Origin of the sequence: Streptomyces sp. NBC_00038, from assembly GCF_026343635.1 — a bacterium.
GTDB lineage: Bacteria > Actinomycetota > Actinomycetes > Streptomycetales > Streptomycetaceae > Streptomyces.
The window spans coordinates 3,679,502-3,695,163 of record NZ_JAPELQ010000001.1 but is presented as its reverse complement, the minus strand read 5'-3'; the positions used below and the strand labels follow the sequence as shown (position 1 = coordinate 3,695,163).

Sequence of the window (15,662 nt, the reverse complement as noted above, 5' to 3'; positions counted from 1 at the left end):
TCGCGTCGGCCACCGCAGGCCGACCTGCTGGTTGCTTCAGGGCCCGGCTCCCGAGGATCACCTCGGGAGCCGGGCCCTGTCTCGCGAACGCCCGCAAGTCGCCTGTCCGGGAACTGGACCGATGCGCGACCTCAGGTCCCCTTCACGTAGATTGCCGGGTGGGCAGCTGGACCGGACGCGAGGGGATGCACAGCAGGTGGCAGGGGCAAGGCAGGCCGTGGCACAGGCACACAGGATCGTCGTCAAGGTGGGGTCCTCCTCGCTGACCAGCGCCGCGGGCGGCCTCGACGCGGACCGGGTCGACGCCCTGGTCGACGTGCTCGCCAAGTGCCGCAGCGGCGGCGAGAAGGAAGTCGTCCTCGTCTCCTCCGGCGCCATCGCCGCCGGGCTCGCCCCCCTCGGACTGCGCCGCCGCCCCAGGGACCTCGCCCGGCAGCAGGCCGCGGCCAGCGTCGGCCAGGGCCTCCTGGTCGCCCGCTACGCCGCCTCCTGCGCCCGCCACGGCATCCGCGTCGGACAGGTGCTCCTCACCTCCGACGACACCAGCCGCCGCGCCCACCACCGCAACGCCTCCCGCACCCTCGACAAGCTCCTCGCGATGGGCGCCCTGCCGGTCGTCAACGAGAACGACACGGTCGCCACGGACGAGATCCGCTTCGGCGACAACGACCGTCTCGCCGCGCTCGTCGCCCATCTCGTACGAGCCGACCTGCTCGTCCTGCTCTCCGACGTGGACGGCGTGTACGACGGCGACCCCGGCAAACCCGGTACGTCGCGGATCGCGGAAGTACGTGGGCCGTCCGATCTCGACGGCATCGACATGGGCAGCGCGGGCAAGGCCGGCGTGGGCACCGGCGGCATGGTCACCAAGGTCGAGGCGGCCCGGATCGCGACCGGCGCGGGCATCCCGGTCGTGGTGACCAGCGCCGTCCACGCCGCCGACGCGCTCGCGGGGCGGGACACGGGCACGTACTTCCACCCCACGGGCCGACGCTCCACCGACCGGCTGCTGTGGCTGCAGCACGCCTCCACACCGCAGGGCGCGCTCACCCTGGACGACGGGGCCGTGCGCGCGGTCGTCGAGCGGCGCATGTCGCTGCTGCCTGCGGGTATCGCGTCCGTCGAGGGCGAGTTCACCGCGGGTGACCCCGTCGAACTGCGCGACGGTACGGGCCGGGCGGTCGCGCGGGGGATCGTGAACTTCGACGCCAAGGAGATCCCCCAGCTCATCGGACGCTCGACCAGGGAACTGGCGCGCGAACTGGGGCCCGAGTACGAACGTGAAGTCGTACACAGGGACGCTCTCGTGCTGCTGCACCTGTAGCGATCTCGTGCACCCGTACGTGCGGCGCCATGTCGTCGACGCGCCAGTTGCCCCATAAACGTCCGAAAGCCCGTCCTCCGCCGGGGGACGTTCCGTAAAACCGCCACGCGACGGCTTCCCACCTGCTCAACTTTGTTGCAGGGAGACCCCCGGATTCAGCAGGACCATTGCGGACCATTGCGTAAAGGAGGCCGTCGTGAGACGAGTGCGCCCTGGGGCGGCGGCGTCCCGCGGTGGTGCCGCCTCCCGTGCGGTGGGCGAGGAGCGGGCGCTGACCAGCGTCGCGGCCGGTGACACGTACGAGAGCGGGGAACCGGCGCACCAGCCCCGGCTGTGGCACGTCACGCTGAGCGTCTCGGGTGACGAGGCACCGTTGAAGGAGGTCAGGCGGGGTCTCGAGCAGCTCGCCCACGACCACCCCTTTCTGCTGACCAGCCGGTACGCCAACGACCACGCCGAGATCCGCTACTGGGAAGAGGCCCGCGACCTGCACGACGCGGCGGCCGTCGCACTGCGCCTGTGGGGCGAGCACCGGCAGACCGCCAAGCTGCCGCCCTGGGAGATCGTCGGCCTGGAGGTCATCGACCGCGGGACCTACCACCAGCGGATCGCGGAGGGCTACGGACCACTGCCGGCGACTCCCGTCGGCGTACATCCCTTTTGAGCCGCCTTCGCCGGGTGTCTTGGAGTTTGGGACAGCGGCTGAACAGACCCGTTCGGAGCATTACGCTGCCGACATGACCACGCTCTCGCCGTACGACTCGATGTCTCCGGTCACCCAAGCCGCCTACCGCGCGAAGTCCGCCGCCGCCGACCTCGCGCCGCTGCCGCGGGCCGAGAAGGACGACGCGCTGCTCGCGATCGCGGACGCGCTGGAGGTCCGTACGAGCGAGATCGTCGCGGCCAACGCCAAGGACATCGCGCGCGCCCGCGAGGCCGGCACCAGCGAGACCGTCATCGACCGGCTCACGCTCACGCCCGAGCGCGTGCGCGCGATCGCCTCGGACGTACGCGACGTCGTGTCCCTGCCCGACCCGGTCGGCGAGGTCGTCCGCGGCTCGACCCTCCCGAACGGCATCGACCTGCGCCAGGTCCGCGTCCCGCTCGGCGTCGTCGGGATCATCTACGAGGCCCGCCCGAACGTGACGGTCGACGCCGCCGCCCTCTGCCTGAAGTCCGGCAACGCCGTGCTGCTGCGCGGCTCGTCCTCGGCGTTCGAGTCGAACACCGCCCTGGTCCGCGTTCTGCGCGACGCCGTCGGCGGCGCCGGGCTGCCCGCCGACGCCATCCAGCTCGTGCCCGGGGAGGGCCGCGAGTCCGTACGCGAGCTGATGCGCGCCCGCGGCCTGGTCGACGTCCTCATCCCGCGTGGTGGCGCCTCGCTGATCCGCACGGTCGTCCAGGAATCAACCGTCCCGGTCATCGAGACCGGCACCGGCAACTGCCATGTGTACGTCGACGCGCACGCCGACATCGACATGGCGGTCGACATCCTGATCAACTCCAAGGCGCAGCGGCCCAGCGTCTGCAACTCCGCCGAGACGCTCCTCGTCCACCAGGACATCGCCTCCGAGTTCCTGCCGCGCGCCCTGGACGCCCTCGCGGACGCCGGGGTCACCGTGCACGCCGACGAGCGCGTCCTCGCCTACGCCAAGGACTCCAGGGCCACCGTCGTCGAGGCCACTCTCGAGGACTGGGAGACCGAGTACCTCTCGTACGACATCGCCGCCGCCGTCGTCGACTCGCTCGACAGGGCCGTGGACCACATCCGGCTGTGGACCTCGGGCCACACCGAGGCCATCGTCACCACCTCGCAGCAGGCCGCCCGCCGCTTCACCCAGCTGGTCGATTCCACGACGGTCGCGGTCAACGCCTCGACCCGCTTCACGGACGGCGGCCAGTTCGGCTTCGGCGCCGAGATCGGCATCTCCACGCAGAAGCTGCACGCGCGGGGGCCGATGGGGCTTCCGGAGCTGACCAGCACGAAGTACATCGTCACGGGGGACGGGCACGTTCGGCGCTGAGGCGATGGCCGCCTGCACGGCAGGCGCGTCCGGCGCGGGGACGGGGCGCGCGGCGCGTGAGACGCGTCTCGTCAGGCGGATGAATTTCCATACCGTCTGCCCAAATTGACCCCCCAGGTCTACTCTGGATCCGTGCCGGAGGACGTGGGGGGCTCGCCGTTTCCCGACGGCTGGGAGCCCGACGACGACCGCGACCGCGGGGGTGCGGACGAAGAGTTCGCCTCCGTGGTCTTCGACGAGGACTTCGTACGGGCTGCCGCGATCCACGAGCCGACCGCCGTGGAACGGCTGCTCTCGGCCGCCCAGGCCCGCGCGGAGGCTTCCGAGGCCGAGGCGCGCCGGGCGCACACCCGGGGCGCACGCGGCGACGACGAGCGCTACGAGGACGGCTTCGGACCGGACGGCCGCGGTGATTACGGCCGTGACCGGGATTTGGACGATCTGGACGACACCGAGGTCCTTCAAGGCCGCTACGGCCTGGCGGGAACGTACGGCAGGGCCTACGGAAAACACACCCGCTGGCAGCGCCCCGTCGCCTGGATGCTCGCCCTCGTGATGGGCATCGGCATGGTCGCCCTGGCCTTCACGGCGGTCTACCGGGGGGCGTCCTCGAACCGCCAGGAACCGGTCCCGCCGCCCGCCTCGACGGGCCTGGAGCAAGGCCTTGAGCAAGGCTTGGACAAGGTCACCGGCACCAGCCCCTCCGCCTCGGCCGACTACTCCCAGCCGGCGGTGTCGGCGGTCCCTCGCACGCCGTGACGGACCGGGGGCGACCCCGTGACGAGCCGGGCGCGGCCCCGGTGCCGACACCAGGGCTAACCCTGTGCGAATACTGGGACGACTCTGGTGAGAACCTGTCAGAACTTGTCGTGCAACGGGGCGTTTACCTGAGGTCCCGGAGACCTACTCTGAAGGTATGGGCGGGCCTGGAGAACCACCTGGGGGAACACCCGAGGGTGCTTCCGCCGGTGGAGAGGACGAGTACCGATCCGTCGTCTTCGACGAATCGTTCGTCCGTGCTGCCCGGCTCCAGGAGTTCTCCGCGCAGGAGCGCCTGGCCGACCACGCCCCGGCCGTACGCCGCCGCCCACCCCTCCACCGCGGCCTCTCCCGGCAGGCGCTGATCCTCGTCCTGCTGATCGCCGTCGCCTTCGGCACCGCGATCTACATGGGCGTCCGCCACCCGTACCAGACCCCCGTCGCCCGGCCCCCCGAGCCGCTGCGGATGACGGTGATCCCGCTCGCGCCGCAGGGCGCCGTACCCGGAGCCATGCGCCCCGAGGACCTGTACGCGAACAGCCCGGCCGCCCAGTTCCGCATGGGCGCCGAAGGCATCACGCTGCCCGCCTCCCGGCGCACCGCGCACTTCTCCGACAGCCAGGTCGTCACCGCCCTGACCACCGCCAAGGACTACCTCGTCGAGTCCTCCCTCGACCCGGAGGTACTCACCGGCGGCGCCACCCGGCCCGTACGGATCCTGCTCGACCCGCAGCAGCTCGACCAGTTCGACGAGAGCTTCGACCGCCCGACCGCCGACGGGCGGCACGTCCCCACCGGCTGGCTGGTCCGCTTCGACGCGACCCGTGTCGAGCTCGCCGACCCCAAGATCCGTGTACAGGGCACCCTCCAGGCCGCCGAGTTCGACTCGAACACCCTTGAGGTCATCGCCGACCACACCTTCGTGTACGCGCTGAAGCCGGCGGGCTCGGACGAGAAGGCGGACGCCTCGCTCTTCACCGTCCGGCGCGAGCTGCACTTCCGCTTCGACCGCGACGACCTGCGCATGCACCAGGCTGAGCTGGTCGTCTCCTACGTCCAGGCCGGTCCGCTCGCCTGCTCCGAGGACTCGGTCAACCAGCTGCGCCCGCTGCTGGCGGGGCAGACGGCGAAGGCGGGCGGCCCGGCCGGTACGGACCCGTACGCGACCGGCAGCGCCACCGCGCTGTGCGGATCGCTGGCGACGAGCGCGCAGCCGAAGGTCTGAGCGCGTTGTAAGCCCTTCTGCCGAGCTGGTCTCCCTTACTGAGCGTCTTCCTTACTGAGCTGGTCGTCGATCACCCGTTGCCGTTGGGGCTCTCGTCGTCGGGGGTCTCGTCGGTGTCCCTCGGCGGCGCATCCTTGGCCGAGCCCCCCGTGTCCCTCGGTGAGCCGCTCGCGAAGCCGCCGAAGCCGCGTCGCACCCGGCCGCCGAGGTCGCCCGCGCCGCCCGCGATGTCGCCGACCAGCTTCATCAGCGGGTCCTTGGAGTTCTTCACGTCGGTGGCGTAGCTGGCCGCCGACTGCCGGAAGGAGTCCGAGACCGAGGTGTCCTTGTCCTCGCTGCGCCTCGGGTAGTGGCCGTCCATGATCCGCTGGTAGTCGCGGGACTCGGCCCACTTCTTCAGCTCGGCGGCGCGCACGGTGGTGAAGGGGTGCGTGCGGGGAAGCGTATTGAGGATCTTGAGCACGGAGTCGCGCAGGTCGCCCCCGGCCTCGTACTCCTCGGCCTGCGCGAGGAACGCGTCCACGTTCATCTCGTGCAGGTGATTGCCTCCCGCGAGTTTCATCAGGCCGCGCATCGAGGCCTTCAGATCCTGCCCGACAAGAAGCCCCGCCCGGTCGGCCGACAGCTCCGACTTGCGGAACCACTCGCGCAGCGCGGTCACGATCGCCATGATCGCGATGTTGCCCAGCGGGATCCAGGCCACCCGGAGCGCCAGGTTGGTCAGGAAGAGCAGGATGGTGCGGTAGACGGCGTGACCGGACAGCGCGTGGCCGACCTCGTGCCCGACGACGGCCCGCATCTCCTCCTCGTCCAGCAGCTCGACGAGTCCGGTCGTCACGACGATGATCGGCTCGTCCAGGCCGATGCACATCGCGTTCGGCTGCGGGTCCTGGTTGACGTACATCGGCGGGACCTTCTCCAGGTCCAGGATGTGACAGGCGTCCCGCAGCATGACGTTGAGGTGCGCGAACTGGGCGTCCGAGACGCGCACCGAATCGGACAGGAACAGCAGCCTCAGGCTGCGTTCCGGAAGCAGGCCGCTGAGCACCTTGAAGACCGTGTCGAAGCCGCTGAGCTTGCGCAGGGCCACCAGGGCCGAGCGGTCCGCCGGGTGTTCGTACGCCCGCGAGGAGATCCCCTCGAAGCGCCTGCGCTGCCTGCTTGGCACGTTCTCGTGCCCGTTCTGCTCGTGGCTGTCATCGGACATGTGTTCCCCCATGCTCTGAGTGCCGTGCCCCCGAAGCGGGCTCCAGCGTAGGCGGAGATACCGTCAAGGGGCAGCACACCGTAAGGAGCTATCCCCATGGAGCACATTCCCGCCGCCCTCCGGCTGACCGAGGCGGCCGCCGCCGCAGACACACAGGGGGCGGGTGATCTGCTCCGCGTCGTGCTGATCGTGATGGTGCTGGGCTCCGTCCTCGTGGCCTGGTTCCTGCTGCGTGGTTACAAGCGGGACGACTGAGGTTCTCGTCGACCGGCGTGCCGACTGTCGGCCTACTCCTTGACTGACGTCGTCCTCGCGGCCGACGTTGCTTCGAGCGGCGGTCGGCGGTCGGAGCCGCGCGTGTCACCAACGGCGGAGTCGGCGTGATCGTGGCCGAGCCCCACGCTTACGATGGGCCGACGTCTTTATCCCGCCCACACCGGATAGGTTCTGCCGAGATGAGCTTCCACAGCACCGCCGCACAGTTGGTCACGCTTGCCGCCGAGGGCGAGGAGCACGGCGGCAACCACGAGAGCCTCAGTCCCTACCTCACCGGTGGCGGCGCCTTTTTCATCCTGATGCTGCTGCTGTGGATCACCACGCGTTTCAACCGGGACCGCTGACGCCCACCGGGACGGTCAGGGACCCCTGTCGACCAGGGCCCACAGACCGGGCCGGTAGGGTCTGCACGCATGGGAGAGCAGGACATGCCTACCGGTCCGGCGGGTGACATGGAGAGCGGCGCGGCCGACGGCACTGTGAGCGGCGGGATCGCCGGTGGCGCGGTGGGTTCCGACGCGACGAGTCCTGGCACGGTGGGTTCCGGCATGGTGAGTCCCGGCGTGGTCAAGCGTCTGACGATCGGTCCCGGGAACGCCCCCTCGAATCCGGGCAAGCGCCGCCTCGGCGTCATGGGCGGAACGTTCGACCCGATCCACCACGGGCACCTCGTGGCGGCCAGCGAGGTCGCCGCGCAGTTCCACCTCGACGAGGTGGTGTTCGTGCCGACCGGGCAGCCGTGGCAGAAGACCGACCGCAAGGTCACCCCGGCCGAGGACCGCTACCTGATGACGGTCATCGCTACCGCGGAGAACCCCACGTTCTCGGTGAGCCGCATCGACATCGACCGCGGCGGCCCCACCTACACCACGGACACCCTGCGCGACCTGCGCGCGCTCAACCCCGATACGGACCTCTTCTTCATCACCGGCGCCGATGCGCTCGGCCAGATCCTCACCTGGCGGTACGCGGAAGAGCTGTTCTCCCTCGCGCACTTCATCGGGGTCACCCGGCCCGGCCATACTCTGACCGATCCGGGACTTCCCGAGGGCGGTGTCTCGCTCGTCGAGGTACCCGCGCTCGCCATCTCGTCCACAGACTGCCGAGCGAGAGTCGCCAAGGGCGATCCCGTCTGGTATCTGGTGCCGGACGGTGTGGTGCGCTACATCGACAAGCGAGAGCTGTACCGCGGCTAGTGAGCCGAGAGGGGCACCGGTGAACGACCGATACGACGGGTACGCGGGCGGCGACCAGTACGAGCTCGTCGGTTACGACGAGTTCGGGCAGCCTGTGTACCAGCAGGTGACGCCCCAGCAGCCTCAGCAGCAGGGCTACGACACCTACGGACAGCAGCAGCCGCAGGGCTACGGCTACGACCCGTACGCGACGGGCCAGCAGCCGCCTGTGTCGCCGTATGACACCGGTCAGCAGCAACCCCTGTCGTCCCATGACACCGGCCAGCAGCCGCCTGCCTCCACCTACAACACGCAGGGCTCCTACGACCCGTACGGCGCCGGCGCACCCGGGACCGCCGGGACCTCGGCGGCGTACGACCCGTACGGGCAGACGGGGCAGCCCGGGCGGGCGAGCCAGGCCGGGCAGGCGGGCCGGACCGGGCAGACCTCAAGTACCGGTCAGCAGCCCCGGGTTGCCGAGCAGACCGCGTACATCCCGCAGCAGGCGGGTCCTGCGGAGCAGAGCGAGCCCCGGGCCGACCGGGACTACCGCACCGAGCAGTTCGCCTTCGTCGAGGAGCAGGAAGCCGAGTCCGAAGACGTCATCGACTGGCTGAAGTTCACCGAGAACCGCACCGAACGCCGCGAGGAGGCCAGGCGCCGCACCCGCGGCCGGATCATCGGCCTGGTCGTGGTCCTCGCCCTGGTCGCGACCGGCGGCGTCGGCTACCTCTGGTACGCGGGCAAGCTCCCCGGCCTGTCGTCGACGAGCGACAAAACCGGCACCGCCACGTCCGCGGCCGCCCAGAAGCGCGACGTGATCGTCGTCCACCTCCACAACACCAGTGGCAGCGGCACCTCCACGATGCTGCTCGTGAACAACACCACCACCAAGCAGGGCACCAGCGTCCTGCTGCCCAACTCCCTTGCCCTGACGGGCGACGACGGCAGCACGACCACGCTCGCCAAGTCCGTCGACGACGACGGCTCGGCCGGGACCCTGGACGCCATCGACACGGTGCTCGGAACCGACATCGAGGGCACCTGGCGTCTCGACACCCCGTACCTCAACAACCTCGTCGAACTCGTCGGCGGCATCGAGATCGACACCAACGCCGATGTGCCGGACCCCGATTCCGACAAGAAGGGCGCGACGCCCCTCGTGAAGAAGGGCTCGGACCAGTCCCTCAGCGGCAAGATGGCCGTCGCCTACGCCACCTACCAGGCCTCCGGCGAGTCCCAGACCGCCCAGCTGGAGCGGTTCGGGCAGGTCATGCAGGGCGTGCTGCGCAAGCTGTCCTCCGACGCGCAGGCCGCGACGATCACCGTGCAGACCCTGGCGCAGATCCTCGACCCGTCGCTGACCGACAAGGATCTCGGCACTTTCCTCGCGACCCTCGCCGACCAGGCCAAGGGCGGCGACTACAAGACGGCGCTGCTTCCCGTGCAGCAGGACGGCACCCTGAGCGACGAGGCCACCGACAGCGTGGTCAAGGACGTGCTCGGAGGCACCGTGAAGAACCCGGAGGAGGGCGCCGCCGTCCGCGTCGGCATCAAGAACGCCACCGGCGACAAGGACTTCACCGAGGAGGCCCGCGTCGTCCTGGTCAACGGCGGCTACACCTTCCTGGACTCCGGCACGGCCGCCACCACCCAGAGCGTGTCCCAGATCACGTACGCCGACGCCACCCAGAAGGAGAACGCCGCCGAGGTCGCCAAGACCCTGGGCCTGCCCGCCGGCTCGGTGAAGAAGGGCACGGTCACCTCCAACGCGGACGTCTCCGTGGTCCTCGGCCAGGACTACGAACCCTCCACCTCGTAGGCGGGACACGAGACAGAGCGCGTGCCCCCGGGACGGGTCGACGGCCCGCCCCGGGGAAGGCCAGCGGCCTGTCCCGGGGCGCCCGGGGCAGGGCCGGAGAAACGCGTGGGGTGTCGTCGGCGGTCCGTGAGACCCTTGACTCATTACTGACCGACGACGGAAAGCCGCGTAGTGACCGCCACGGACCGCTCCATCGAGCTCATCAAGACCGCCGCACAGGCGGCCGCCGACAAGCTCGCGCACGACATCATCGCGTACGACGTCAGCGACGTACTCTCGATCACCGACGCCTTCCTGCTGGCGTCCGCCCCCAACGACCGCCAGGTCAAGTCGATCGTCGACGAGATCGAGGAGCGGCTGAACAAGGAGCTCGGCACCAAGCCCGTGCGCCGCGAGGGCGACCGCGAGGCCCGCTGGGTGCTGCTCGACTACGTCGACATCGTGGTGCACGTGCAGCACAGCGAGGAGCGTGTCTTCTACGCCCTCGAGCGGCTGTGGAAGGACTGCCCGGAGCTGGACCTGCCCGCCGACGCCCAGGCCACCCGAGGCAAGGGCGCCGAGCACGCCAAGCTCCAGAATGCGGAGGACGCCGCCGAGCTCGGAGAGCTCCGGTGACCGCCACGGGCGCCGAGGCCGGGAAGAAGCCCGGCCGGGGCCGCCGCGTCATCCTCTGGCGGCACGGCCAGACGTCCTGGAACGTCGAGCGGCGCTTCCAGGGCACCACGAACGTCGAGCTGACCGAGACCGGCATCGGCCAGGCCCGCCGAGCCGCTCGGCTGCTCGCCTCGCTGAAGCCCGACGCGATCGTCGCCTCGGACCTCAAGCGCGCCGCCGACACGGCCGCCGAGCTCTCCGCGCTCACCGGTCTCGACGTCACCCACGACGAGGGCCTGCGCGAGACCTACGCGGGCGTCTGGCAGGGGCTGACGCACGTCGAGATCATCGCCCGGCACGGCGACGAGTACGCCGCCTGGAAGCGCGGTGAGCCCGTCCGCCGCGGTGGAGGTGAACTGGAGACCGAGGTCGCCGACCGCGCCGCCCCCGTGGTGCTGCGGCACGCCGAAAAGCTCCCCGACGACGGCACCCTCGTGATCGTCAGCCACGGCGGCACGATCCGCACCACCATCGGCCGTCTCCTCGGCCTGGAATCCCAGCACTGGGAGAGCCTCGGCGGGCTCTCCAACTGCTGCTGGTCGGTCCTCGGCGAGGGCGCCCGAGGCTGGCGCCTCCTGGAGCACAACGCCGGCACGCTGCCGGAACCGGTGCTCGGCGACGACGACTGAGCGGCCCCTGTCCGGTCCCGTGGACCCGTCGGGACCGGATTTCACTTTCCGGCTGGTCGCAGGCTAAAGTTCTTCTTGTTCGCCCCGCCGGGCGGGAAGAACACACGGGGCTATAGCTCAGTTGGTAGAGCGCCTGCATGGCATGCAGGAGGTCAGGAGTTCAATTCTCCTTAGCTCCACAGATCAACTCTTTTGAGTTGTCAAAGATCAGTGGTGAATGATCCCGTTCCCGTCAGGGGGCGGGATTTTTCGTTATTTCCGGACAGCTATGTCTGGACAGCTGTCGGTGCCGCCCTCAAGTCGCGGAGCCGGGCCGTCCGCAGGTGCGTCTCCTCGTCGTCCGGCTGGTAGACCACGATCCGGCACTCGGGCATGCCGTGGATCGACAGAGAGACGGATGTCATCCGCATCTCACCGACCGCCGTGTGCCGGAACGTCTTCACCCGCGAACCCGGCTGCGCCACGTCGCCGACGCTCCAAAGCCGGGCGAAGAGAGGGCTGGCCTCCGACAGCCTGCGTATGAACTCCTCCCACACGGGTTCGCCGGCATGGAGCCCGTACGACGAACGCAGTGTCGCCACCATCACCGGGAGCTCGGTGTCCCGGAACACCAGCGGGCAGTCGGGCTCGGGCATCGTGAACAGCGTCCACAGCGCGTTGTACGACCGCGTCCTGAGGGCGCCCGGCACGAAGAACACGTCGCGGTAGGCGGGGTTGGTGGCGAGGATGTCGAACCGGGAGTTGTAGACCACCGCCGGGTGCGGGTCGAGGGTGTCGAGGATGGACTGCACCTGCGGGCCCACGGCTCGTGCGGCGGTCTGGGGATCCGGCTCGTACGGCACCTCGGCCAGGTGGTACAGATGCTCGCGCTCCGGCTGGTCCAGGCGCAGTGTGCGCGCCACCGCGTCCAGGACCTGCGCGGACGCGTTGATCGGGCGTCCCTGCTCCAGCCAGGTGTACCAGGTGACGCCGACGCCGGAGAGCTGTGCGACCTCTTCGCGGCGCAGCCCAGGCGTGCGGCGCCGGAAGCCCGGCGGCATCCCCACGTCGGCGGGTGTCACCCGCGCCCGCCTGCCGCGCAGGAAGGCGGCCAGCTCCGGCCTGCGGCGCTGTGCCGTGTTCATCGGCATCACATCCCCCGTCACCCATCGTCCGTGCTCGGCCCGTCCGCTGCCAGGTGCTGTCAGTACCAGCATCGGCGGGCTCTCGTCACCCGTATCCGCTCGCCGTCAGGCTCGGTGCCATGACGACGACAACCCCCTCGGGACCAGGTCCCGCAGCAGGTCCAAGTCCTGTGACCAGTAAAGCCCCTGGCACTGACAATCGCCCCGGACGGCTGCTCGCGGTCGTGCTCGCGGCCCAGTTCATGGCACTGCTCGACGTCTTCATCGTGAACGTCGCGGTGCCCACGATCGGTTCCGAACTCCACGCGTCGGGTGCGGGCCTGCAGCTGGTGGTCGCCGGATACACCATCGCGTACGCCGTGCTGCTGATCACCGGAGCGCGGCTGGGCGACCGGCTCGGCCACCGCCGTGTCCATCTGGCCGGGCTCGCCCTGTTCACGGCCGCGTCGCTGGCCTGCGGACTGGCGCAGGGCACCGGCGAGTTGATCGCCTTCCGGCTGATTCAGGGTGCCGGGTCGGCCGTGATGATCCCGCAGGTACTCAGCCTCATCCAGCGCAACTTCACCGGCGAGGCGCGGGCCCGGGCGCTCGGCGCGTACGCGGCCGTCCTCGCGACCGGTGCCGCGGCCGGGCAGGTGCTGGGCGGCGTCCTGGTCAGCGCGGACCTGTTCGGCACCGGCTGGCGGCCGGTGTTCCTGGTCAACGTGCCCGTGGGCGTCGTACTCCTGGCCGTCGGCCGGCGCGTACTGCCGCGGGACGACGCACGGGCCCTGGAGCGCTCGCGCGGCCTCGACCTGCCGGGGCTCGTCCTGCTCGCCGCCGCCGTCTCGATGTTCACCGTGCCGCTCGTGCTGGGGCAGGAAGAGGACTGGCCATTGTGGTCCTGGCTGTCGCTGGGCGCGGCCGTGGTGTGCTTCGGGCTGTTCTGTCTGTACGAGTTCCGCCTCGCCCGGCGCGGCGGGGCGCCGCTGATCGCGCCGAGGGTGCTGCGCCACCCCGGCGTCGGCCTCGCGGTCTTCCGGCTGCTGGCTGTCATGGCTGTGAACGCCGGCTTCCTTTTCACGCTCACGCTGCACATACAGGGCGGTCTCGGCTACAGCGCCCTGCGCGCGGGGCTCACCTTCGCGCCGACCGCGGTGGTATTCGGCGTGGTCGGTCTGACCTGGCGCAACTGGCCCGCGTCCTGGCAACGCGGCCTGATTCCGGGCGGCTTCGCGCTCGCGGCGATCTCCGTGGCCGGTGCCGGACGTGTGCTGCGGGACGGGGGCGACGGCGGGCCGTGGCTGTACGTGGCGTTCGCGGGGGTGGGCGTGGGTCTCGCGCTCGGTTTCAGTCCCACCCTCACCAAGGCCCTGGCCACCGTCCGGGCCGAGGACGCGGCGGACGCCAGCGGGCTGCTCGCGACGGTCACCCAGCTCGGTCAGCTGATCGGTGTCGCCGCCTTCGGCACACTCTTCTTGAACCGGCTTGAGTCACTTGGGGGCCCCGGGGCGTATACCTCTGCGGAGGCGCTCCTCGCGTGCATGTATGCGCTGGCCGGGACGGCCACGCTGGGGGCCGTGTCCGGACTGGTACGAAGGCGTCGCTGACCGTATTGCTCCGGCCGTGGCAGAATCAAACGGCCGGAAGGGGGCGCGGCCCGACGGGAGGGAGAAGCGATGCCTGCGAGCATCCTCGAGGAGGTCGACGATCTCCTCGAAGCGGCACAGACACGCAGAAAAGTAACTCTCCTTGACTGCCCTTCCTGCGGATCGGTCCATGTCGCCCAGGTTCTCGGCGACAACGGCGGGATCTCCTACGTGTGCACGGCCTGCGGCCACAGCTGGAGCTGATCGATGGGTGCGCACAGGCGAAAGTGCGATTGGTGCGGCAGTGGTACGCCAATCGTCCGCGACATGGAACCGGTCAACCACGACTACCAGTACTGGTGCGAGGAGTGCGCGCGGGCGCTGATCATAAAGGGCGACCCGATCGAGACGTACCGCGAACTGGAGGGCGAGCCGATCTACGGCCGGCTCCTCGACGAGCACTGCACGCTCAAGCGGTTCTATTCGTTCGCGACAGCCTGAGCCCGGCGAGGGCCAGGAAAGCAAAACCGGCTCCTACGTAGAGGCCCGACAAGGTCAACTCGGTGCCGGTCTGGTGCAGTTCGAGCCGGCCCGGGCCGTGTGGCACCCACCACAGTGCGTACGAGCAGAAGGCCGGCGCGGTGCAGAGGGCGGCGGTCCGGTTGGCCGTCGCGAGGAGCAGCACCATCGGTACGCACCACACCCAGTGGTGCGACCACGACACCGGGCTGACCAACAGAGCCGTCACCGCACAGGCGATCACCGCCCAGGCCCGTGCTCCGCGCAGTTCCGCGGCCACGGCTAGAGCGAGGCCCGCCGCGCCCGCCACAGCCGCTGTGACGGCCCACCAGGCGCCGGGCTCCGTGGTGTGCAGCAGCCGGGCCAGGACGCCGCGCAGCGACTGGTTGGCGGTGTCCTCGACGAGCCCCACGCGACCCGCCTCGAAGACCATGCGGGTCCAGAAGCGCCATGAGTCGTACGGCAGGACGGCCGCCGCCAGCAGCGTCGCCCCGGCGAACGCGACGGCCGCCCCGCGCGCGTGCCGCAACCACGGCCCTGCGGAGCCCCGTCTCATGTACTCCACGGCGCCGGTGAGCAGGAGGAACACCGCGAAGAGCGCCGGCGTCAGTTTGATCGCCGCCGCGATGCCGATGCCCACTCCGGCCCAGCGGTGTCCGGGCCGCTGTGACAGGTCCCACAGCACCAGCACGGCGAGCAGCAGATTGATCTGCCCGTACCGCAGCGTCGTCCACACCGGCTCGCACCACACGGCGGCCGCCGAGACCCACCAGACGCGTTCCACGCGCGCGTGCCCGACGAGCCGCAGCGAGAGGGCCACGAACACCACAAGAAGAGCCAGGTTTCCGGCCGTTGCCAGGGTGCGCATGCTCGCCGTGTCCAGCAGCGTCAGCGGTGTGAACAGCAGCGCCGCGAACGGCGGGTAGGTGGTGGGCAGATGGGCCTCGGTCGTGCGCAGTGCGTAGAGGTCACCACCCGCACGGACCGTCTCGCCCTCCGCCCGGTACACCATCAGGTCGATCATCGACACGTGCGCGGCCCGCTGCGCGCACCAGAAGGCCGCGAACGACAGCAGGCACGCCCCCAGGGCCACGGGCACCCGGCGGCGGACACGGGGCGCGGCGATCACGGTCACGAAGGCCGACACTATCCCGCATATCCGTATTGTCCGCACAGCACGGAAACGATTTGGTGGTGCACCCTGAGGAGCGTGTAATGTTGGCGTCGCCGCCGGGGAAACCCGGGCGACACGGTCAGGATGCGGCTTCGCCGCTTGGCCACAAGGGGCTATAGCTCAGTTGGTAGAGCGCCTGCATGGCATGCAGGAGGTCAGGAGTTCAATTCTCCTTAGCTCCA

Annotated in this window: 17 protein-coding genes and 2 tRNA genes; 16 read left to right on the top strand and 3 right to left on the bottom strand. The window is 70.1% G+C overall.

Annotation, left to right across the window (positions count from 1 at the left end; translation table 11 throughout):
* Positions 1-196 precede the first annotated feature (196 nt).
* From proB to OG219_RS16765, 5 genes are all read left to right on the top strand, one after another.
* Positions 197-1,324, top strand: a complete 1,128-nt coding sequence (proB, locus tag OG219_RS16785) for a glutamate 5-kinase (RefSeq protein ID WP_266827370.1) — start codon at positions 197-199, stop codon at positions 1,322-1,324.
* A gap of 205 nt (positions 1,325-1,529) precedes the next feature.
* Positions 1,530-1,988, top strand: a complete 459-nt coding sequence (locus OG219_RS16780; RefSeq protein WP_266836117.1) for a hypothetical protein — start codon at positions 1,530-1,532, stop codon at positions 1,986-1,988.
* Positions 1,989-2,061: 73 nt separating this feature from the next.
* The gene (locus OG219_RS16775; protein ID WP_266827368.1) at positions 2,062-3,348 is read left to right on the top strand and encodes a glutamate-5-semialdehyde dehydrogenase; all 1,287 of its coding nucleotides are present in this window, start codon (positions 2,062-2,064) and stop codon (positions 3,346-3,348) included.
* A gap of 132 nt (positions 3,349-3,480) precedes the next feature.
* On the top strand, positions 3,481-4,107 hold the full coding sequence (locus tag OG219_RS16770) for a hypothetical protein (RefSeq protein ID WP_266827366.1): 627 nt from the start codon (positions 3,481-3,483) through the stop codon (positions 4,105-4,107).
* 157 nt (positions 4,108-4,264) lie between these two features.
* On the top strand, positions 4,265-5,332 hold the full coding sequence (locus OG219_RS16765; protein WP_266827364.1) for a hypothetical protein: 1,068 nt from the start codon (positions 4,265-4,267) through the stop codon (positions 5,330-5,332).
* Positions 5,333-5,402: 70 nt separating this feature from the next.
* Here the strand turns inward: OG219_RS16765 and OG219_RS16760 are convergent, their stop codons facing one another.
* Positions 5,403-6,539 (bottom strand): M48 family metallopeptidase, encoded by a 1,137-nt coding sequence (locus OG219_RS16760; protein ID WP_266827362.1) that lies wholly within the window; start codon positions 6,537-6,539, stop codon positions 5,403-5,405.
* Between the two features lie 96 nt (positions 6,540-6,635).
* Here OG219_RS16760 and OG219_RS16755 point away from each other — a divergent pair, with 96 nt between their 5' ends.
* The 7 genes from OG219_RS16755 to OG219_RS16725 all read left to right on the top strand — a co-directional run bounded on the left by OG219_RS16755 (position 6,636) and on the right by OG219_RS16725 (position 11,274).
* Positions 6,636-6,794, top strand: coding sequence for a hypothetical protein (locus tag OG219_RS16755; RefSeq protein WP_266827360.1), 159 nt, complete (start codon positions 6,636-6,638; stop codon positions 6,792-6,794).
* Between the two features lie 200 nt (positions 6,795-6,994).
* The gene (locus tag OG219_RS16750) at positions 6,995-7,159 is read left to right on the top strand and encodes a hypothetical protein (protein WP_198655517.1); all 165 of its coding nucleotides are present in this window, start codon (positions 6,995-6,997) and stop codon (positions 7,157-7,159) included.
* A 204-nt stretch (positions 7,160-7,363) separates the two neighbouring features.
* Positions 7,364-8,011, top strand: coding sequence for a nicotinate-nucleotide adenylyltransferase (gene nadD, locus OG219_RS16745; protein WP_266464280.1), 648 nt, complete (start codon positions 7,364-7,366; stop codon positions 8,009-8,011).
* 19 nt (positions 8,012-8,030) lie between these two features.
* Positions 8,031-9,812, top strand: a complete 1,782-nt coding sequence (locus tag OG219_RS16740; protein WP_266827357.1) for an LCP family protein — start codon at positions 8,031-8,033, stop codon at positions 9,810-9,812.
* Between the two features lie 171 nt (positions 9,813-9,983).
* Positions 9,984-10,427, top strand: a complete 444-nt coding sequence (gene rsfS / locus OG219_RS16735; protein ID WP_266827355.1) for a ribosome silencing factor — start codon at positions 9,984-9,986, stop codon at positions 10,425-10,427.
* On the top strand, positions 10,424-11,095 hold the full coding sequence (locus OG219_RS16730) for a histidine phosphatase family protein (protein ID WP_266827353.1): 672 nt from the start codon (positions 10,424-10,426) through the stop codon (positions 11,093-11,095). The genes rsfS and OG219_RS16730 overlap by 4 nt, the downstream gene beginning before the upstream one ends.
* Positions 11,096-11,201: 106 nt before the next feature.
* Positions 11,202-11,274: transfer RNA gene (locus OG219_RS16725), tRNA-Ala, on the top strand.
* An 87-nt stretch (positions 11,275-11,361) separates the two neighbouring features.
* Here the strand turns inward: OG219_RS16725 and OG219_RS16720 are convergent.
* The gene (locus tag OG219_RS16720; protein ID WP_266827351.1) at positions 11,362-12,219 is read right to left on the bottom strand and encodes a helix-turn-helix transcriptional regulator; all 858 of its coding nucleotides are present in this window, start codon (positions 12,217-12,219) and stop codon (positions 11,362-11,364) included.
* Between the two features lie 224 nt (positions 12,220-12,443).
* Between OG219_RS16720 and OG219_RS16715 the strand changes: the two genes are divergently transcribed.
* The 3 genes from OG219_RS16715 to OG219_RS16705 all read left to right on the top strand — a co-directional run bounded on the left by OG219_RS16715 (position 12,444) and on the right by OG219_RS16705 (position 14,288).
* Positions 12,444-13,808, top strand: coding sequence for an MFS transporter (locus OG219_RS16715; protein WP_266836116.1), 1,365 nt, complete (start codon positions 12,444-12,446; stop codon positions 13,806-13,808).
* 69 nt (positions 13,809-13,877) lie between these two features.
* A complete protein-coding gene (locus tag OG219_RS16710) occupies positions 13,878-14,051 on the top strand; it encodes a hypothetical protein (RefSeq protein ID WP_266462448.1) in 174 nt (57 codons plus the stop codon).
* Between the two features lie 3 nt (positions 14,052-14,054).
* Positions 14,055-14,288, top strand: a complete 234-nt coding sequence (locus OG219_RS16705; RefSeq protein WP_010986886.1) for a hypothetical protein — start codon at positions 14,055-14,057, stop codon at positions 14,286-14,288.
* On the opposite strand, the gene OG219_RS16700 is transcribed toward OG219_RS16705, so the two are convergent.
* On the bottom strand, positions 14,257-15,441 hold the full coding sequence (locus OG219_RS16700; RefSeq protein WP_266827348.1) for a glycosyltransferase 87 family protein: 1,185 nt from the start codon (positions 15,439-15,441) through the stop codon (positions 14,257-14,259). The genes OG219_RS16705 and OG219_RS16700 overlap by 32 nt on opposite strands.
* A 148-nt stretch (positions 15,442-15,589) precedes the next feature.
* Here OG219_RS16700 and OG219_RS16695 point away from each other — a divergent pair.
* Positions 15,590-15,662, top strand: a tRNA-Ala gene (locus tag OG219_RS16695).